This is a genomic window from Natronosporangium hydrolyticum, from assembly GCF_016925615.1.
In the GTDB taxonomy this organism is placed as follows: Bacteria; Actinomycetota; Actinomycetes; order Mycobacteriales; family Micromonosporaceae; genus Natronosporangium; species Natronosporangium hydrolyticum.
Window position 1 is genome coordinate 2855947 of the sequence record NZ_CP070499.1, and the last position, 18980, is coordinate 2874926.

Sequence of the window (18980 nt, forward strand, 5' to 3'; positions counted from 1 at the left end):
TGGGCTTATCCGAGGGTCCATTGCTGGTTGGAGCCGCCGCTGCAGATCCAGAGCTGGACCCGGGAGCCGTTGGCGGTCCCGAAGTCGGACACGTCCACGCACAGCCCGCTAAGGACGTTGGCGACGCTGCCGTTGGAGTTGAGGTTCCATTGCTGGTTGGCTCCGCCGTGGCAGGTCCAGATGATCACGGCCGTGCCGTTGGCGGTGCCGTTACGGCACGGTCGAACTACCCGCCGTCCTCGTCCCTTACATGGGCAAGAAGGTCTTGGAGCCTGAAAGCTGATGCCACAGCCTGCTGGCTGGAGTGTCCGCAGCCCTCATTAGCCACCGTCAGGCTAACTGTGATCTACGCCATACCTGGCACTATATTCAATAGATGAATGCTATTTCCCAGGTGAATGGCCTAGTCAGTGGTTCTTAGTTCATCTCGTTTCCCCTCGGCGACATCTGGTATGAATCAGACAATGCTGGCACACATGCCGAGGGCAAGCGCGACGAAGTAAGAACCGCCCTTCGCCCACCTCAGGGCAGCAGGGTAAGGGCAGACACGTGGGAGGGGCGGACGACGCCGAAGTGACGGCGGTCCAAGGTAGCGATGGTGGCGGCGCCGTACCGCTCGGCGACCGCGACGACGACTGCGTCTGCGGTGCCCAGGGGTAGGTCGGAGTAGCGTCCCACGAGGTGCGCTGCTCGGTTGACGTCGTCCTGGCTTACTGCTATCAAGTCGTATACACCGTCGGCGACATCGCGGAGGAACCCGACCTCGGCCTGGACACCAGCGCGGCTGGCCAGCATGTAGCCGATCTCAGCAAGCAGCGGCTGGGGGAGCAGCAGCGGGCCGGGAAAGGTTTCCAGGAGCTCAACGCATTGCTGGTGACTTGAGTCCTTGCGGTTGGCGGCCCTGGCTCCAGGCTTCCCTGACGACCTCCTTGGCGCGGGCACCGAGGTCCGGTTCACCGTCGAAGGTCGCTGTCGTGCGGAACCTGCGACGCCGCTCGCCCTGGACTGTCTCGGCCCACCGACGCAGTAGTTCTACCGCGTCGGCCAGGCGGTCGTCGGGCACCGCGTCTATCAGTTGGTGCGCCTCCTCGCGTACAGTCATGTGCCAAGTGTAGGCGGCGACACGGTCAACCACGGTGCGGCCGCGCTAGCGACTTCCCCTGCCTTCGGCGGACGGGTCATGAGCGCCGACGTCATGTGTGGATCATGCCGCTAGGGCAGGATCGAAGATCGACCGCCGATTTCGCAGGTCACGGTGCTGTAGGCGGTTCTTGGTTCATCCATCTTGCCCTCGGCGGTGGACGAGAACAGCCAAGAACCGCCGCCGAGTTCTGTTCGCCGCTACTGACCGGCGGCTTCGACCTCATCGGCCCAGGCGAGCAGCCGTGCGTGGAGCGCGTCAACCTGGTCCGCGGTGAGCTTGTACGGTTCAAACGCGGAGGTCGGGAACCGTCGTACCGCGCGCAACGCCTCAGCGAAGATCGGCAGGTTGAACCCGGGATCGTGTTCGGCCGCCATCCGCAGCAGCTCGCTGGTGGTGAAGCGGCCATCTTCAAGGACACCGTGTACGTCGATGTAGTCACGGACCTCGGCCCGGCCGAACAGAGCGCATAGCTTGTTCGCGACGGCGTCGGCGGGATGCAGGACCGGGCCGATCGCGAGCTGGACCGGTGGGTACGCCCGCCAGTCCATGCCGAGTTCCACGGTGCTGACGGTGCCGGGGCCCGGGTCGGTCACGGCGAGCCGTGCGAACGAGGTTCCCTCCCGTTCGATGGCGACCTCCAGCCCGTCGGCGCGCAGAGCGGCGACCACTGCGTTCTGGGCCGCTGGGAAATCCGACGTTGCTGCCATGGTGGTGAACAGGTCCACGTCCTTGGAGACTCGGTCGACGAAGCCGTGCGCCTGCACTGCGTAGCCACCCGCCAGGCAGAAGCCGTACCCCGCCGCAGCCTCCAACGCGACCCGAGCCAGTCGCTGGTGAAACGGATCCATCCCGGTTCAGGCCGCCCTGGGCAGACTCGGGAAGCGGGACTCCCACAGCGTCCGGACCTTGCGCGGCAGCCACAGCTGGCGCCACACGTTGGCCAGGGTCGGACCATGCACGAAGGCACGTAGGTCCTCGACGCGCATCGACTCCCGGATCACCCGTTCGTACATGAGATTGCGCTGGCGTTCATCGGACAGGTCGTAACGGCCCTGCTCCGACCAATCCAGGCGCAGCGGCAGCTCGACCACACCAGCGGTGGGGCCGGTCAGCTCCTCCAGCGAGTCCGGCACGGTATACGGCCGGCCATCCTCGTACAGCACCCGCGCTTGCGCCATGCCACCATTATCGCTCACGTCCGGTGGCTGCCTCCTTGAGTAACCGCTGCTCTCCTGAGGGTGACGTACGTAACACCCGACCTGGCTGGCAACAGGCCGGCTCCCCGTTTCCGCAGTTCAACGCGGTGCGGTCGTCCGAGATGCGGCACGCTCGATGCCCGCTGCCGCGCATCTAACGAACTAGAAGATCAACTCGCATTTCGGCAGGTCACGCCGTTGCCAGTGGCTCTTGGTTCATCGCGTTTCCCCTCGGGGACCCGGTGGAAGTAGAGCCGGGGTCCGGCGCCGGTCGGGTCCTCGGCCAGCCCTCGGCTGGCCAGGTCGTCGTCGGTGAGGCCGGCCTCCCGCAACGGCCGGGTGATCTCCTCGGGCGCGTCCAGCGCGCTCCCGCCGGTGGGATAGCCGAAGACCGCCGCCCAGAACCGTGCCAGCCTCCCCGGATCATGGCAGTCGAACGTGATGTTACCGAGCCGCATCGCCCCTCCTGAACCTTCTGTACGAACCTTCGCGCATACGCTAGGTGGGAACGCGGACGAAACCGGTCCGCAGACGCCGGGCGCCCGGATCTTCTGTAGTGGTGCCGTTGTCCGCGGAGCCCTTCAGCGCCACGGGCCGCGGCGTAGCCGGAGGCCGCGCTGGCGCAGCCGCGAAATCTCCCAGCCGCCGACCGCCGTGACGGTCATCGCGCCCACCAGGGTCAGCACTGTCGCGACTCCAGTGGGGATCGGCAGTGGCAGGTCCCGGACCGGGAGCCGGATCGGCATACCTATGAGCGCCAGGAGGCTCAACCCGGCCAGCGTCCAGGTGACCGCAATCGTGATCAGCGGTGCGAGTAGCGGATGCGCGTCGGCGCTGTTGAACATGTTCTGGGCGATGTAGTAAGTGGCGGCGGCCAGGAAGACGATCGGCCACAGGGCCAGCGGGTTGAAGAACAGCGCGAGGACGTCTTCACGACGGTCCACCGTCACCCGCTCGGCCGGTTGACCGACCATCGAGAGAGCGGCGAAGATCGCCACGATCGAGCCTGCGAAGATCACCGCCAGGATCGGCCTCGTCATCGCGCGGGCGGCGGCGCCGCGTTGCCCCCGATGGACCGCGAGCAGCGCCACCACCAGTGACATGACTAGGACCACGGCGGCGATGACGATAGCGTTGCTGGTCTGGATGAAGACCTGCTCGGCGTAGTCGACGAGCGCGGCCGGCTGGTAGTGGATGATCACGGAGGCGAAGACCGCGACCCCCAGCCAGCTCCGGGCTCGCCCGATCCGGGCGACCGTCTGATCGTCGATCCGGTAGACATCGCGCGGCGTGAAGAGCAACCGGCTCAGCGCGCGCGGCGAGAGGAAGACCCGGAACGTGGGTCGGGGGCGGCCGGAGATCTCGCCGCGTCGAAGATTGTGCCGCCGCGCCGCCGCGACCGCGCCGAGGCAGCCACCGAGGATCGCGAGGGCGGCCAGCACCGACAGGATGGTGGCCAGTCGGTTGTCGGCCTCCGAGAACACCCCCGGCTCGCGGTCCCCGCCGCCGGTCTCCACGATGATCGCGTTGATCATCGCACCACCGCAGACCACCACGACCGCGGCGACGAAACCGAGCACAATGCTCAGCAGGCCCGGCCAGGTGAAACCGGCGCTCGGGCGCGGTGGTGCCGGCGGATCGTGGTCGTGCACCGGTTGCCTCCCCAATAGCGTGAGCTTGCGCCAACCCTAAGTGCGCGTGACGTGACGCACGCCGGCCATTCGGATCAGGAAAACCACCGCTTAGGCCACTGTGGTCGGAAGGCTCGTGTGAACTGGGCTGGCCGGGGTCGGCGCCGCCGAGATCCCCACGCCTCGTTGCAGGGCCGCCGTTCGGGGCCGTATACTCGAAGTTGAGCATTCGATCATGAGTATATGCTCGGAGGGGCGTGATCGGCCGGTGGCGAAGCGGCGCAAGGTGGGCAACCTGATGGCGTTGGCGATCCTCTCCGTGGTCGCCCATCGATCGATGCACCCCTATGAGATGGCCGCCGCGCTGCGTGGCTGGGGCAAAGGCGAGGACATGAAGATCAAATGGGGCTCGCTCTACGCGGTGGTGCAGAACCTGGCTAAGCACGGGCTGCTGGCCGAAGCGGGCACCAGCCAGGAGGGGCGCCGTCCGCCGCGGACCGTCTACCGGATCACCGACGCCGGCCGCGCCGAGCTGGTCGACTGGGCGCGGGAGCTGCTCTGCGAGGTCGGTTCGGAGTTCCGGGCGGGCTTGTCGGTGATGGTGGTGTTGCCGCCCGATCAGGTGGTCGAGCTGCTTCAGCAGCGCATCATCGGGCTGGCAGGTGAACTCACCCGGCGACGGGAGGCGCTCGCGGCCGCCGCCGTCGAGGTGCCCCGGCTGTTCCTGGTGGAGGACGAGTATGACCTTGCGGCGCTGGCGGCCGAGCACGAGTGGGTGACCGCCCTGCACCGGGAGCTCATCGACGGCACTTTCCCGGGCCTCGCGCAGTGGCGTGACTTTCACGTCCACGGTGAGGTTCCGGCCGACATGAGAGAACTCGCCGAGAGGGGGATCGAGCGCGGCAGGCAGTGACCAGGGGTCCCGGTGGCGGCGCGGCAACGCCGCGCACCGGGACCGAGCACCCCGAAACCGATGACACGCCGAGCCCAGTGGGCTCCAGCGGATTCACCCGGCCCCGAAGGCGGCAACCAGAGGATAACCGGGTCGTCTCCCGTGTCACGGTCCCACCGAAAAAGACTGATGAGGAGACGACAATGGCACGTGTCAAGACTGCGGCCGTCATCGGCGGCGGCATCGCGGGCCCGGTGGCGGCGTTGGCGCTGCATCGCGCCGGCATCCAGGCGACCATCTACGAGGCGTACAGCACCAGCGCGGAGGGCATCGGCGGGACGATCGCCCTGGCGCCCAACGGGGTTGCGGCGTTGGAACACGTCGGTGCCGCCGCCGCAGTGGTGGATCGGGCGCTGCCCAGTCCGCGGATGGTGATGGCGATCGGCGCTCGCAAGCGGGTCCCGCTGCCGAGCTTGCCGGACGTGCCGCCGTTGCGGTTGGTCTCGCGCGGCGATCTCTATCAGGCCATCTACGACCAGGTCGCCGAGCAACAGGTCCAGGTCGAGTGGGGCAAGCGGCTGGTCGAGGTGCGCGAGCAGCGGTCCTCGGTGGTCGCGATCTTCGCCGACGGTAGCGAGGCGGTGGCCGATGTGTTGATCGGCGCCGACGGCGTCCACTCGACGGTCCGCCGGTTGATCGACCCGGCAGCCCCCGGCCCGCGTTACACCGGCATGCTCGGATTCGAGGGGGTCGCCGGTTACGAGGCGCCGGTCGAGGCCGGGACCATGACCTTCGCGTTCGGCAAACGCGCCTACTACCTCTACTGGCCGGGCGTCGACGGCGGCACCGCCTGGGGCGCGAATCTGCCACACCCTCAGCCGATGTCGCTGCTCGATGCGCGGGCGGTGGCGACCGACCAGTGGCTGCGGACCCTCCGGGAAGTCTACAGTGGAGACGAGCCAGGCGGCGAGCTCGCCGAGCAGACCGGGCCGGACTCGCTGCAGGTGGCCGGCGCGCTCTATCTCATGCCGCCGGTTCCCCGCTGGCATCGGGGACGGCTGGTGCTGGTCGGGGACGCGGTTCACGCCCCGTCCAACAGTTCCGGGCAGGGCGCCTCACTCGCGATCGAGAGCGCGGTGCAGCTGGCACGTTGCCTGCGCGACCTCGACGACCCGGCGGCAGCGTTCGCCGCGTATGAGCGGCTGCGGCGCGGGCGGGTGGAGCGGGTCGCGAAGCGGGCGGCCCGAACGAACCGGGTAAAGGCCCCGGGCCCGATAGCCCAGGCGATGATGGCGGTGCTGATGCCACTGTTCGTCAAGAGCGCGACGAACTTCGAGAAGACGCTCGGGCCCGAGCAGCGGTACCGGATCGACTGGGACGCCCCGGTCACGCGTGATCCGGTGCTCGCCTGAGGTGGTGAGTCGGGACTGACCAGCGGCCGGCCGCTGGTCAGTCGAAGGCGGTGGGCAGCGTGGGATCGGCGTGGTGTGCCCGCATCAGCTGCAGTTGCTCGACGGTGGTGCGGCGGGTGGAGAGTTCGGGCAGCGCGTCGAGGTCGAAGAAGCCTACGTCGGTGGTCTCTTCGTCGAGGCCGGCGGTCGGTGTCTGCCCCGGGTCGAGCTGCTCTACCAGGAAGAAGAGCTTGTAGATGTGCCACGGGCTGGCGCCGTGACCGTTGCGGGCGGAGCCGTCGTGCACCGCGGCTAGCCGTAGGGGCCGTACCGTCAGGCCGGCTTCCTCGGCGAATTCCCGTACCACCGCGGTCGCCGGTGGGTCCATGGCGTCAGCCCAACCGCCGGGGAGCGTCCATAGCCCGTCCCGTTTCTCCTGCACCAGCAGGACCCGGCCGGCGGTGTCGAAGAGCGCCCCGCGCACATCCACCTTCGGGGTGGCGTGGCCGGCCTCGGCCGCGAGCGCCGACCGCAGCTGCGCCGGGTCGCCCTGGCTGAGCATGGCCAGGATCTCGGCGGCGGTGCTGCGCAGCTGCTCGTACCGTGCCCGGTCGTAGCGGTCGGTGGCGTAGTTGAGGCCGTTCTGGGCCATCGCAGCGAGCTCCACCGCGAGTTCGTGGAGCCGGCGTCCGGAGTCGGGCACCGGGTGGGCGTCGGTCACCGTACGAGTGTGTCACCTCGCCGGTGACCGACGCCCTCGGGCGTCAGCTGTCGCGGTACTCGCCGCGGTCCTGGCCCCACCGGGTGTGGTAGACGCCGTCGCGGTCGGTGCGCCGGTAGGTGTGGGCGCCGAAGTAGTCCCGCTGGCCCTGGATCAGGTTCGCCGGCAGCTGGTTGGCGCGGATGCTGTCGTAGTAGGAGAGCGCCGCGCCGAAGCCCGGCACCGGGATGCCGCGCGCGGTGGCGCTGGCGATGACCCGCCGCCAGCCGTCCTGCGCCCCCGCCAGCGCCTCGGCGAAGTGGGGGGAGCTCAGCAGGGTGGGCAGCGTCGGCTCGGTGTCGAAGGCGGCGCGGATCCGGTCCAGGAACTCGGCCCGGATGATGCAGCCGCCGCGCCAGATCGCCGCGACCGCGCCGAGGTCGATCGGCCAGCCGTACTCTTCGCCGCCGGCGCGGATCTGCTGGAAGCCCTGCGCGTACGCGACGATCTTCGACGCGTAGAGGGCCTGCTCGATGTCTTCGACGATGCCCTCGGCGCCCTTGCCGGCGGACTCGGTGTGCTGCGGTCCGGCGAGGCCGCGGGCGGCGGCGCGGACGGTGGCGTCGCCGGAGAGCGACCGGGCGAAGGTCGCTTCGGCGATGCCGCTGACCGGCACCCCGAGGTCGAGCGCCACCTGCACGGTCCAGCGGCCGGTGCCCTTCTGCTCGGCCTGGTCCTGGACCACGTCCACGAACGGCTTGCCGGTGTCGGCGTCCACGTGTGACAACACCTCGGTGGTGATCTCGACCAGGTAGGAGCTCAGCCGGCCCTGATTCCAACCCCGGAACACTTCGGCGATCTGCGCGGGGGTCAGCCCGGCCGCGTGCCGTAGCAGGTCGTACGCCTCGGCGATGAGCTGCATGTCGGCGTACTCGATGCCGTTGTGCACCATCTTCACGAAGTGGCCGGCGCCGTCGGGCCCGATGTGGGCGACGCAGGCGTCGCCGTCGACCTGGGCGGCGATGTCGGTCAGCATCGGCGCCAACGACGCGTACGCCTCGGCCGAGCCGCCGGGCATGATGCTGGGACCGTTGAGGGCGCCCTCTTCGCCGCCGGAGATGCCCACGCCGACGAAGTGCAGGCCGCGCTCGCGCAGGGCCGCCTCCCGCCGGCGGGTGTCGGCGAAGTGGGCGTTGCCGCCGTCGATGATGACGTCACCGGGTTCCAGCAGCGCCGCGAACTGCTCGATCACCGCGTCGGTGGGCCCGCCGGCCTTGACCATGATCACCATGCGGCGGGGCCGTTCCAGCGAAGCGACGAACTCTTCGGGCGTCTCGGCCGGCACGAAGGTGCCCTCATCGCCGTGGTCGGCGACGAGCGACTTGGTCTTGGCGACCGACCGGTTGTAGAGGGCTACCGGGTGTCCGTGGCGGGCCAGGTTACGGGCCAAATTGCTCCCCATGACCGCGAGACCGATGACACCGATGCGGGCTTGCTGCGACAACGTCTCTGACTCCGTTCGCTACCGACCACTGTCGCGATCGTCATCGATCGCGCCTGTCGGGCCTGTGCTGTTCTGGTACGTACGTAGTCTGCCAGGGTTGCGGTGGCTGGCTGCGCGCGGTTGGGTGTGGGCATGCTGCTGCGCTTCGAAGCTGATCTGCTGATTCCGGGTCGGGGCGACCCGGTTACCACGGCGGTGGTGGTCGTCGAGGATGCGACGATTAGCTATGCCGGCCCGGCCGCTACCGCCCCGGCGACCCCGGCTGCAGAGACGATTGCGGCGCCGGTGGTCATGCCCGGGATGTGGGACTGCCACGGCCACTTCCTCGGGATCCGTTCCATGGACCTGGCCAGGCTGCCGCTGGAGCCGATCGCCGTACGGGCTGCGCGCGCCACCGGGGATCTCACCGCGGCGTTGAGCGCTGGCGTCACCAGCGTGCGCGAGGTAGGTGGGTTGGGTATCTATCTGGCGCGGGTGGTCGAGGAGGGTTCACTCGCCGGGCCGACCATCTACTCGGCCGGGGCGATTCTGTCCACCACCGGTGGGCACGGGGACCTCCACAGCTATCCGCTGTCGTGGGTGCATGACTTCACTGAGCGCGGCGGCGAGCTGCGGGTCGCCGACGGGCCGGCGGAGTGCGCTCGGGCGGTGCGGGAGCAGCTGCGTCGCAACGCCAAGGTGATCAAGGTGTGCGCCTCCGGCGGTGTGCTCTCGGAGGTGGATCACCCGATCCACCAGCAGTTCACCGACGCCGAACTGCGGGCGATCGTGGAGGTCGCCGGGCTGGCCGACCGGGTGGTCGCCGCCCACTGTCACGGCAAGCCGGGGATCATGGCGGCGCTCGCGGCCGGAGTGCGCACCATCGAGCATGGGACCTACCTGGACGAGGAGTCGGCGTCCGCGATGCGGGAGCTCGGCGCGGTGCTGGTACCGACCCGGACGATCATCCGGGAGCTGTTGGACAGCGACGCGGCGCCGCCGTTCGCGATGGCCAAGCTGCGTGCCTTGGCCGACCAGCACGCCGCCGCGGTGGCGCTGGCTCGGGAAACGGGGGTGACCGTCGCCATGGGTACCGATCTGTCGTTGTCCGGCGATGGGCCGGTGAGCTGGGGTCGTAACGGGCGGGAGCTGCCCCTGTTGGCCGAGTGCGGATTCACCCCGCTGGCGGCTATCGAGGCGGCGACCGCGAACGGGCCGGCTACGCTGGGTGGCCAGGCGCCGTGCTCCGGGCAACTGCGGCCCGGCTACGACGCGGACCTGCTGACCTTGGCCGCGGATCCGCTGGCCGACCTGGCGGTGTTGGCCGATCCGGAGCAGATCACCGGGGTCTGGCGGGCAGGGGCCCGAGTGAAGGGCTGAGCACCGATCCGGTGATCGCGCTCACACCTGGTTGGCGACGGATCCGTATGTCTATAACCTGGCGTGCATAGTCATGCAGCGCGCGGAGGGAGCCGGTTGACGTGGGTACCCGAGTAGCGGTCGCGGGCGCCAGCGGCTACGCCGGCGGTGAGCTGCTGCGACTGATCGCGGGCCACCCCGAGCTGCAGCTCACCGCCGCCACCGCCCACCAGCAGGCGGGCGCCGCCGCCGGGCAGGTGCATCCGCAGTTGGCCGCAACCGCCCTGGGGGAGTGGCCGTTGGTAGCCACCGACCCAGCCGCGCTCGGCGAGGCCGATCTGATCTTCCTGGCCCTGCCCCACGGCGAGTCGGCGGCGCTCGCCGCCCGGCTGCCCGCCTCGGCGAAGGTGGTCGATCTCGGTGCCGACCATCGACTCGTCGATCCGGCGGCGTGGACCGAGTGGTACGGCGGCCCGCACGCCGGCGCCTGGACCTACGGTCTGCCGGAGCTGCCCGGCCACCGATCGGCGATCGCCGGGGCTGACCGGGTCGCCGCGACCGGCTGTTACGCAGCCACGGTTACCCTCGCGCTGGCGCCGTTGCTCGCCGCCGGCCTGGTCGAGCCGGCAGACGTCGTGGTGGTCGCCGCGTCCGGGACCTCCGGCGCCGGGCGGGCCGCCAAGCCGCACCTGCTGGCCAGCGAGGTGATGGGTGGCCTCTCGCCGTACAAGGTCGGTGCCCACCAGCACGTGCCTGAGATCAAGCAGGCCACCGGCGCCGCCAGCATCTCGTTCACGCCGCTGCTCGCGCCGATGCCTCGTGGCATCCTGGCCACGGTCACGGCTCGCCCGGCGCGGTCGGTGACCGTCGACGAGGCCCGCGAAGTGCTCGACACCGCGTACCAGGGCGAGCCGTTCGTGCGGCTGCTGCCCGCCGGCCAGTGGCCGCATACCGGCGCCACCCTGGGCGCCAACACCTGCCTGCTACAGGCGGGCGTAGATCGCGACTCCGGGAGGGTGCTGGTGACCAGCGCACTGGACAACCTGGGCAAAGGCGCGGCTGGGCAGGCCGTGCAGTGCGCCAACCTGATGCTCGGGCTGCCCGAGACCGCCGGCCTGGCCACTATCGGGGTCGCGCCATGACCAGCGGGGTGACTGCGCCGCGGGGGTTCCGGGCTGCCGGGGTCGCCGCCGGGCTGAAGTCCGGCGGCGGGCGGGACGTGGCGCTAGTGGTCAACGACGGCCCCGAGTCCGCCGCCGCTGGCGTCTTCACCCGCAACCGGGTCAAGGCGGCGCCGGTGCGCTGGAGTGAGCAGGTGCTGCGCGGCGGCTCGGTGCGCGCGGTGGTGCTCAACTCGGGCGGCGCGAACGCCTGTACCGGCCCGGCCGGTTTCCAGGACACCCACGCCACCGCCGAGCACACCGCGACCCAGCTGGCGGTCTTCGGCGCCGGCGAGGTCGGCGCCGGTGAGGTCGCGGTCTGCTCCACCGGCCTGATCGGGCAGCGGCTGCCGCTGGGGCGGTTGGTCGCCGGGGTGACCGAGGCGGCGGCGCAGCTCGCCACCACCGGCGCAGCCGCCGCGGCGGAGGCGATCATGACCACCGACACCTGCCCCAAGCAGGTCGCCGTGGCGGTCAGCGGCGACCAGAGCCGGCTGGTCGAGCCGGCGATCAGCGCCGGCCCAGCCGACTTCACTGTCGGGGGGATGGCCAAGGGCGCCGGCATGCTCGCCCCGGACCTCGCCACCATGCTCTGCGTGCTGACCACCGACGCGCTCGCCGACCCGGCCGAACTCACCGCCGCGCTCCGCGCCGCGGTCGAGGTGAGCTTCGAGCGGCTCGACTCCGACGGTTGTCTCTCCACCAACGACACGGTGCTGCTGCTCGCCAGCGGCGCATCCGGGGTCCGCCCGGCGCCGGCGCAGCTGACCTCGGCGGTGACCACCGCCTGCCAGGACCTGGTGCGGCAGTTGCTCGCCGACGCCGAAGGGGCCACCAAGCAGATCGGGATCACGGTCTCGCAGGCCGCCAGTGAAGCCGAAGCCGTGACGGTGGCTCGCGCGGTGGCCCGCAGCAACCTAGTCAAGACCGCGGTGTTCGGCAACGACCCGAACTGGGGCCGGATTCTCGCCGCGGTCGGCACCACCGACGCGGCCTTCGACCCGGATGCCCTGGACGTGGCGGTCAACGGGGTGTGGGTCTGCCGGGCCGGCGCGGCCGCGGCCGAACGCTCCACCGTCGACCTCGGCGGCCCCGAGGTGAGTATCGAGATCGCGCTGCATGCCGGCGCGGCCGCCGCCACGGTGTGGACCAACGACCTCACTCACGGCTACGTCCACGAGAATTCGGCGTACTCGTCATGAGCCCCGATCTGGACCTCGCCCAGCACAAGGCCGCCACTCTGATCGAGGCGTTGCCGTGGCTGGCCCGTTTCCACGGCAGCACCGTCGTCGTCAAGTACGGCGGCAACGCCATGATCGACGCGAAGCTGCAGCGGGCCTTCGCCGAAGACCTGGTCTTCCTGCGCTACGTCGGGATCAAGCCGGTGGTGGTGCACGGGGGCGGGCCGCAGATCAGCTCCATGCTCGACCGGCTCGGGGTGGACAGCGAGTTCCGGGGCGGCCTGCGGGTCACCACCCCGGAGGCGATGGACGTGGTGGCGATGGTGCTCGTCGGCCAGGTCGGCCGGGAGCTGGTCGGCCTGGTCAACCAGCACGGCCCATTCGCGGTGGGGCTCTCCGGCGAGGACGCACGGCTGTTCACCGCGGTCCGGCGGACCGCCACCGTCGACGGTGAGTCGGTCGATGTGGGGCAGGTTGGTGATGTGGCGCAGGTGGACACCAGCGCCGTCACCGACCTGATCGAGGCCGGCCGGATTCCGGTGATCTCCACCGTGGCGCCCGACGCCGACGGGGTGCTGCACAACCTGAACGCCGACACCGCCGCCGCCGCGCTGGCCGCCGCGTTGTCCGCCCGGAAGCTGGTGGTGCTCACCGACGTGGCCGGCCTCTACGCGGACTGGCCGGACCCGGACACGTTGATCTCGCAACTGACCGCCGCGGAGCTGGCCGAGCTGCTGCCCCGGCTCTCCGCCGGGATGGTGCCCAAGATGGAGGCCTGTCTCCGGGCGGTGCGCGGCGGCGTCCCCGCGGCCCACGTCGTCGACGGCCGGGTGCCGCACTCGCTGCTGCTGGAGGTATTCACCTCGGAAGGACTCGGAACCATGGTGATCCCGGCATGAGCACCGACCCGTCGAACCTGCCCGACCGCTGGCAGCGGGTGATGCTGGGCAACTACGGCACCCCCTCGTTGGCGCTGGTACGCGGCGCCGGTGCGGTCGTGGTCGACCAGTCCGAACGGGAGTACCTCGACCTGTTCGGGGGGATCGCGGTGAACGCGTTGGGGCACGCCCATCCGGCGGTGGTCGAGGCGGTCACCACGCAGATCGGCACCCTCGGTCACGTCTCCAACCTGTTCGCGGCCGAACCGCCGGTGACGCTGGCGGAGCTGCTGCTGACGCTGACCGGCCGGCCCGGTCGGGTCTACTTCGCCAACTCGGGCGCGGAGGCGAACGAGGCGGCGTTCAAGCTCTCCCGCCGCACCGGCCGCAGCCAGGTCGTCGCCGCCGCCGGCGGCTTCCACGGCCGGACCATGGGGGCGCTGGCGCTGACTGGGCAACCCAGCAAGGCCGACCCATTCCGGCCGCTTCCGGGCGAGGTGACCCACGTGCCGTACGGCGACGTCGACGCGCTCGCCCAGGCGGTCAGCGACGAGACCGCGATGGTGATCCTGGAGCCGATCCAGGGAGAGGCCGGGGTGCTGGTGCCGCCCGCCGGGTACCTCACCGCGGCCCGCGAGATCACCCGGGCGCACGGGGCGCTGCTGGTGCTCGACGAGGTCCAGACCGGGGTGGCAAGGACCGGTCACTGGTTCGCCCACCAGGCTGAGGGGGTCGCGCCAGACGTGTTTACCCTGGCGAAAGGGCTCGGCGGTGGGCTGCCGCTCGGTGCCTGTGTGATCTTCACCGATGAACGCCCAGAGCTGGCGGAGCTGCTACCCGCCGGCAGCCACGGCAGCACTTTCGGGGGGAACCCGGTAGCGTGCGCCGCGGCGTTGGCGGTGCTACGCACCATCGCCGCGGAAGGGCTGCTCGACCACGTCAAGCGGGTGGGCGAGCAGCTACGCAGCGGGATCGACGGGCTCGGGCATCCACTGGTGGCTGAGGTACGCGGCGCCGGGCTGCTGCTCGGCGTGGCGCTGACCCAGCCGGTCGCCGGTGCGCTCGCCGCCGCGCTGCAGTCCGCCGGTTTCCTGGTCAACCCGGCCCAGCCGGAGCTGCTGCGGCTGGCTCCGCCGCTGATCCTCAGCGGTGAGCAGGTCGCAACCTTCCTGTCGGCGCTGCCGGCGGCCCTGGACCAAGTAGGAGGCACGCGGTGAGCCGGCACCTGTTACGCGACGACGACCTTAGCCCGGCCGAGCAGACGGAGCTGCTCGACCTCGCCGAGCGGCTCCGGGCCGACCGGCACGGCCACCGCCCGCTGGCCGGGCCGGCCTCGGTGGCGGTGCTGTTCGACAAGCCCTCGCTGCGTACCCGGGTCTCGTTCGAGGTCGGCATCGCCGAGCTCGGCGGCAACCCGGTAATCATCGACTCGCAAGGGACCCACTTCGGGCGCGGCGAGACCCTCGGCGACGCCGCCGCCGTGCTCTCGCGGTACGTCACCGCGATCGTGATGCGGACCTTCGGCGACGACCGGCTCGCCGAGGTGGCGGCGGGCGCCAGCGTGCCGGTGGTCAACGCCCTCACCGACGGCTTCCACCCGTGCCAGCTCCTCGCCGACCTGCTCACCGTCCGGCAGCGCCACGGCGCCACGGCCGGGGTCACCCTGGCCTACCTGGGGGACACCGGCAACAACATGGCCCACTCGTATCTGCTCGCCGGCGCCACCGCCGGAATGCACGTACGGCTCGCCGGCCCGGCCGGCTTCGCCCCCGACCCGGCGGTGGTGACCCGCGCCGGACAGATCGCCGCTCGCACCGGCGGCTCAGTCACGCTCACCCCGGATGCCGGCGAGGCGGTCGCCGGTGCCCAGGTCCTCGCCACTGACACCTGGACCTCGATGGGCCAGGAGAGCGACGGCCGGGAGCGGCACCGCGCGTTCCTGCCGTACCAGCTCGATACCAAGCTGGTCGCCGCGGCGGGGCCGGAGGTGTGTGTGCTGCACTGCCTGCCGGCCCACCGGGGCGAGGAGATCACCGATGAGGTGATCGACGGCCCGCACAGCGCGGTGCTGGATCAGGCGGAGAACCGGCTGCACGCCCAGAAGGCGCTGTTGAGTTGGCTGCTGGCGCAGCGGGGCGGAGCGTACCGATGACCGCGCCCAGCACCAAGATCGCCCGACAGGCCCGGGTGGTCGCGCTGATCCGGGACAAAGCAGTGCACTCGCAGGGCGAGCTCGCCGCGCTACTGGCCGCCGACGGGATGCCGGTCACCCAGGCCACGCTCTCCCGGGACCTCGACGAGCTGGGGGCGGTGAAGGTTCGCGGCACCGACGGTGGCGCGGTCTACGTAGTCCCCGAGGACGGCGAACCACTGCTGCGGCCGAGCGTTCCCCCGGCCACCGAGCCGGGGTCCGCCAGCGGCCCGCCCCGGCTGGTGCGGTTGCTGCGGGAGCTGCTAACCGGCGTCGACGCCAGCGGGAACCTGGCGGTGCTACGTACGCCGCCGGGCGCCGCCCAGTTTCTCGCGAGTGCGCTCGACCGCTCGGGGCTTTCCGAGGTGGTCGGCACCATCGCTGGCGACGACACCGTACTGGTGGTCGCGCGGGAACCGGTCACCGGAGCCGGTCTGGCCGAGACGCTCTCCAGCTGGGCCGGTGCCGAACCAGTATCACCATCAGACCTAGACAACCTAGAAAGGACCGAAACGCCATGACTGACCGGGTGATCCTCGCGTACTCAGGAGGGCTCGACACCTCCGTCGCGATCCCGTACCTCGCCGAACAGACCGGCGCCGAGGTGGTGGCCGTCGCGATCGATGTCGGCCAGGGCGGCGAGGACCTCGAAGTGATCCGCAAGCGGGCACTGGGCTGCGGCGCGGTGGAGTCCGAGGTGATCGACGCGCGGGCAGAGTACGCCGCCGACTACTGCCTGCCGGCGCTGCGCGCCAACGCCCTCTACCAGGATCGGTACCCGCTCGTGTCGGCGTTGAGCCGGCCGTTGATCGTGGCGCACCTGGTGGCGGCGGCCCGCCGGCACAACGGCACCATCGTCGCGCACGGCTGCACCGGCAAGGGCAACGACCAGGTCCGGTTCGAGGTCGGCATCGGCGCCCTCGCCCCCGACCTGCAGGTCATCGCGCCGGCACGGGACTACGCGTGGACCCGCGACGAGGCGATCGCCTACTGCCAGCAGCGGGATCTCCCGATCGACGTGACGCCGAAATCGCCGTACTCGATCGATCAGAACCTCTGGGGACGGGCGGTCGAGACCGGCTTCCTGGAGGACATCTGGAACCCGCCGATCGAGGATCTCTACAGCTACACCAGCGACCCGGCGGCCGCCCACGACCCGGACGAGGTCGTCATCACCTTCGACCGGGGAAACCCGGTCGCGATCGACGGCGAGACGGTCACCCCGTACGAGGCGATCACGATCCTGAACCGCCGCGCCGGAGCGGCCGGAGTCGGTCGGCTGGACATGGTCGAAGACCGGCTGGTCGGGATCAAGAGCCGCGAGGTGTACGAGGCGCCGGGCGCGATCGCCCTGATCACCGCCCACCAGGAGCTGGAGAACGTCACCGTCGAACGGGACCTGGCCCGGTTCAAGAAGTCGGTCGACCAGCGCTGGGGGGAGCTGGTCTACGACGGGCTGTGGTTCTCGCCGCTCAAGCGCTCGCTCGACGCCTTCGTCGACGAGAGTCAGCAGCCGGTCAGCGGTGAGATCCGGCTGACCCTGCATGGCGGCCGGGCGGTGGTGACCGGCCGGCGCTCCGACGCCTCGCTCTACGACTTCAGCCTGGCCACCTACGACACCGGCGACGCCTTCGACCAGTCGTTGGCCAAGGGCTTCGTCACCCTCTGGGGGCTGCCGAGCAAGCTCGCCGCCGCCCGCGACGCCCGGACCCTCCCGGGGCCGGCAGAATGAACGAGGTGAGCACCGACGACGTACGCCTGTGGGGTGGCCGGTTCGCCGGCGGCCCGGCGGAGGCGGTGGCGCAGCTGTCGGTCAGCGTGGGCTTCGACTGGCGGCTGGCCCGCCACGACCTCGCCGGCTCCCGGGCGCACGCCCGGGTGCTGGCGAGAGCCGGCCTGCTCAGTGAGGCAGAGCTGGCGCAGGTGCTGGACGCGCTGGCTGCTTTGGGCGAGGAGTGCGCCGCCGGGCGGTTCCGCCCCACCGTGGCCGATGAGGATGTCCACACCGCCCTCGAACGCGGGCTGCTGGAGCGGCTCGGCCCGCTCGGCGGCAAGCTGCGCGCGGGCCGGTCCCGCAACGACCAGATCGCCACCGACCTGCGGCTCTATCTGCGGGAGGCGGCCCGCGGGCTCGGCGGCCAGCTGGCCGACCTGGCCGCCGCGCTGACCGAGCAGGCGCACCAGCATCTCCACACCCCGGCGCCGGGGATGACCCATCTGCAGCACGCCCAACCGATCAGCTTCGCCCATCAGCTGCTGGCCCACGTCCAGCCGCTGCTGCGGGACCTGGACCGGTTGCGTGACTGGGACGCCCGAGCGGCGATCAGCCCGCTCGGCGCGGGCGCGCTGGCCGGTTCGTCGCTTCCGCTCGACCCGGAGACGGTCGCCGCCGAACTCGGCTTCACGCAGGCTTGTGCGAACTCGATCGACGCGGTCGCTGACCGGGACTTCGTCGCGGAGCTCCTCTTCGTCACCGCGCTGGTCGGGGTGCACCTGTCCCGGCTCGGCGAAGAGGTGGTGCTCTGGACCTCCCAGGAGTTCGGCTGGGTCGAGCTCGACGACCGGTACGCCACCGGATCATCGATCATGCCGCAGAAAAAGAACGCCGACGTCGCCGAGCTGGCCCGCGGCAAAGCCGGCCGGTTGGTCGGCGGCCTGGTGGCGGTGCTGACCATGCTCAAAGGGCTGCCGCTCGCCTACGACCGCGACCTGCAGGAAGACAAAGAGCCAGCCTTTGACGCGGTGGACACCCTCGCCCTGGTGCTGCCTGCGTTGACCGGCATGGTCGCGACCATGACGGTCCGGGCCGACCGGCTGGCCGCCGCCGCGCCGATCGGCTACAGCCTCGCCACCGAAGTGGCCGACTGGTTGGTCCGCCGCGGCGTGCCGTTCCGGGAGGCGCACGAGACCACCGGCCGGCTAGTGGCCTGGTGCGCCGGCCAGGAGCGAGAGCTCCACGAGGTCACCGACGCCGAGCTGGCCGCGATCGATGAACGACTTACCGCGGAGGTCCGCGAGGTCCTCTCGGTCGACTCCGCGCTCGCGGCCCGCACCACACCGGGCTCCACCGGCCCCAAGCCGGTGGCCGACCAGCTCGCTGCGGTGCAGGCGGAGCTGGCGAGGTGGCAGGAGTGGACGGCGCAGCCGGCGACGCCGAGCTGACCGGCGGGCCACCGGACCGGCTGGCTGAACTGCTGGCCGGCCCGGTAGCCCAGGCGGCGCCAGGGCTGCTCGGCGCCGATCTCACCGCCCACGGGGTTCGACTGCGAATCACTGAGGTCGAGGCCTACGGCGGGGTCGGCGAAGACCCGGCGTCCCACGCCCACGGTGGGCCGACCCGCCGCAACGAGGTAATGTTCGGCGCCGCCGGCGGGTTGTACGTCTACTTCACCTACGGAATGCACTGGTGCGCCAACGTGGTGGTCGGCCCGGTCGGGGAGGCGGCTGCGGTGTTGCTGCGCGCCGGCGAGGTCCGGGAGGGCCACCTGCTCGCCCGCGCTCGCCGGCCGACGGCCCGCACCGACCGGGAGCTGGCCCGCGGACCGGCCAGGCTTACGGTCGCCCTGGCCATTGACGGTGCCCACAACGGGACCCCGCTGTGGGGTCCCGGTCCGGTGCGGCTGCGGCTACCCGAGCACCCGACCGAGGCGGTGACCGTCTGTCGTGGCCCGCGAGTCGGTGTGGCCAATGGGCATGAGCGAGCATGGCGGTTCTGGTTGGCCGACGAACCGACGGTCAGTGGGTACCGGCGCCACGCCCCCCGGCGGCGGTGAC

21 protein-coding genes are annotated in these 18980 nt (G+C 70.8%); 12 read left to right on the plus strand and 9 right to left on the minus strand.

All coding sequences use genetic code 11. The features are described from left to right. Window positions 1-5 precede the first annotated feature (5 nt). The 7 genes from JQS43_RS12620 to JQS43_RS12650 form a co-directional block, all read right to left on the minus strand. On the minus strand, window positions 6-314 hold the full coding sequence (locus JQS43_RS12620) for an RICIN domain-containing protein (RefSeq protein WP_338037180.1): 309 nt from the start codon (window positions 312-314) through the stop codon (window positions 6-8). Window positions 315-522: 208 nt separating this feature from the next. After that, window positions 523-957: a PIN domain-containing protein gene (locus JQS43_RS12625; RefSeq protein ID WP_338037114.1), complete on the minus strand. Its 435-nt coding sequence runs from the start codon at window positions 955-957 to the stop codon at window positions 523-525. Then, window positions 860-1102: a hypothetical protein gene (locus JQS43_RS12630; RefSeq protein ID WP_239679589.1), complete on the minus strand. Its 243-nt coding sequence runs from the start codon at window positions 1100-1102 to the stop codon at window positions 860-862. The genes JQS43_RS12625 and JQS43_RS12630 overlap by 98 nt, the downstream gene beginning before the upstream one ends. Window positions 1103-1341: 239 nt before the next feature. After that, window positions 1342-1992: a nucleotidyl transferase AbiEii/AbiGii toxin family protein gene (locus JQS43_RS12635; protein ID WP_239674596.1), complete on the minus strand. Its 651-nt coding sequence runs from the start codon at window positions 1990-1992 to the stop codon at window positions 1342-1344. Window positions 1993-1998: 6 nt separating this feature from the next. Then, on the minus strand, window positions 1999-2322 hold the full coding sequence (locus JQS43_RS12640) for a hypothetical protein (protein WP_239674597.1): 324 nt from the start codon (window positions 2320-2322) through the stop codon (window positions 1999-2001). Window positions 2323-2510: 188 nt separating this feature from the next. After that, the gene (locus JQS43_RS12645; RefSeq protein ID WP_239674598.1) at window positions 2511-2798 is read right to left on the minus strand and encodes a VOC family protein; all 288 of its coding nucleotides are present in this window, start codon (window positions 2796-2798) and stop codon (window positions 2511-2513) included. Between the two features lie 123 nt (window positions 2799-2921). Continuing rightward, a complete protein-coding gene (locus tag JQS43_RS12650) occupies window positions 2922-3992 on the minus strand; it encodes a hypothetical protein (protein WP_239674599.1) in 1071 nt (356 codons plus the stop codon). A 214-nt stretch (window positions 3993-4206) separates the two neighbouring features. Here JQS43_RS12650 and JQS43_RS12655 point away from each other — a divergent pair, with 214 nt between their 5' ends. Then, the gene (locus JQS43_RS12655) at window positions 4207-4884 is read left to right on the plus strand and encodes a PadR family transcriptional regulator (protein ID WP_239674600.1); all 678 of its coding nucleotides are present in this window, start codon (window positions 4207-4209) and stop codon (window positions 4882-4884) included. A gap of 182 nt (window positions 4885-5066) precedes the next feature. After that, entirely contained in the window at window positions 5067-6275 is a 1209-nt protein-coding gene (locus JQS43_RS12660; protein ID WP_239674601.1) for an FAD-dependent monooxygenase, read from the plus strand. A 37-nt stretch (window positions 6276-6312) separates the two neighbouring features. On the opposite strand, the gene JQS43_RS12665 is transcribed toward JQS43_RS12660, so the two are convergent. Both JQS43_RS12665 and gndA read right to left on the minus strand, forming a co-directional pair. After that, window positions 6313-6975 carry an NUDIX hydrolase gene (locus JQS43_RS12665; RefSeq protein ID WP_239674602.1) on the minus strand — a complete coding sequence of 221 codons (663 nt, stop codon included), beginning with the start codon at window positions 6973-6975 and terminating at the stop codon, window positions 6313-6315. Between the two features lie 43 nt (window positions 6976-7018). Further along, the gene (gndA, locus tag JQS43_RS12670; protein WP_239674603.1) at window positions 7019-8458 is read right to left on the minus strand and encodes an NADP-dependent phosphogluconate dehydrogenase; all 1440 of its coding nucleotides are present in this window, start codon (window positions 8456-8458) and stop codon (window positions 7019-7021) included. A gap of 132 nt (window positions 8459-8590) precedes the next feature. Between gndA and JQS43_RS12675 the strand changes: the two genes are divergently transcribed. From JQS43_RS12675 to JQS43_RS12720, 10 genes are all read left to right on the plus strand, one after another. Beyond that, entirely contained in the window at window positions 8591-9817 is a 1227-nt protein-coding gene (locus JQS43_RS12675; protein ID WP_239674604.1) for a metal-dependent hydrolase family protein, read from the plus strand. A gap of 101 nt (window positions 9818-9918) precedes the next feature. Next, a complete protein-coding gene (gene argC, locus JQS43_RS12680; RefSeq protein WP_239674605.1) occupies window positions 9919-10938 on the plus strand; it encodes an N-acetyl-gamma-glutamyl-phosphate reductase in 1020 nt (339 codons plus the stop codon). Then, window positions 10935-12158 (plus strand): bifunctional glutamate N-acetyltransferase/amino-acid acetyltransferase ArgJ, encoded by a 1224-nt coding sequence (gene argJ, locus JQS43_RS12685; RefSeq protein ID WP_239674606.1) that lies wholly within the window; start codon window positions 10935-10937, stop codon window positions 12156-12158. Before argC ends, argJ begins: the two co-directional genes overlap by 4 nt. After that, a complete protein-coding gene (gene argB, locus JQS43_RS12690) occupies window positions 12155-13036 on the plus strand; it encodes an acetylglutamate kinase (RefSeq protein ID WP_239674607.1) in 882 nt (293 codons plus the stop codon). The genes argJ and argB overlap by 4 nt, the downstream gene beginning before the upstream one ends. Then, a complete protein-coding gene (locus JQS43_RS12695; protein ID WP_239674608.1) occupies window positions 13033-14232 on the plus strand; it encodes an acetylornithine transaminase in 1200 nt (399 codons plus the stop codon). The genes argB and JQS43_RS12695 overlap by 4 nt, the downstream gene beginning before the upstream one ends. Beyond that, complete coding sequence (argF, locus tag JQS43_RS12700; protein WP_239674609.1) at window positions 14229-15167, plus strand: ornithine carbamoyltransferase; 939 nt, start codon at window positions 14229-14231, stop codon at window positions 15165-15167. Before JQS43_RS12695 ends, argF begins: the two co-directional genes overlap by 4 nt. Beyond that, a complete protein-coding gene (locus JQS43_RS12705; protein ID WP_239674610.1) occupies window positions 15164-15727 on the plus strand; it encodes an arginine repressor in 564 nt (187 codons plus the stop codon). The genes argF and JQS43_RS12705 overlap by 4 nt, the downstream gene beginning before the upstream one ends. Further along, window positions 15724-16938: an argininosuccinate synthase gene (locus JQS43_RS12710; protein ID WP_239674611.1), complete on the plus strand. Its 1215-nt coding sequence runs from the start codon at window positions 15724-15726 to the stop codon at window positions 16936-16938. Before JQS43_RS12705 ends, JQS43_RS12710 begins: the two co-directional genes overlap by 4 nt. Window positions 16939-16943: 5 nt before the next feature. Beyond that, window positions 16944-18368, plus strand: coding sequence for an argininosuccinate lyase (gene argH / locus JQS43_RS12715; RefSeq protein ID WP_239674612.1), 1425 nt, complete (start codon window positions 16944-16946; stop codon window positions 18366-18368). After that, complete coding sequence (locus JQS43_RS12720) at window positions 18338-18979, plus strand: DNA-3-methyladenine glycosylase (RefSeq protein WP_239674613.1); 642 nt, start codon at window positions 18338-18340, stop codon at window positions 18977-18979. Before argH ends, JQS43_RS12720 begins: the two co-directional genes overlap by 31 nt. The last annotated feature ends 1 nt before the right edge of the window (window position 18980 follow it).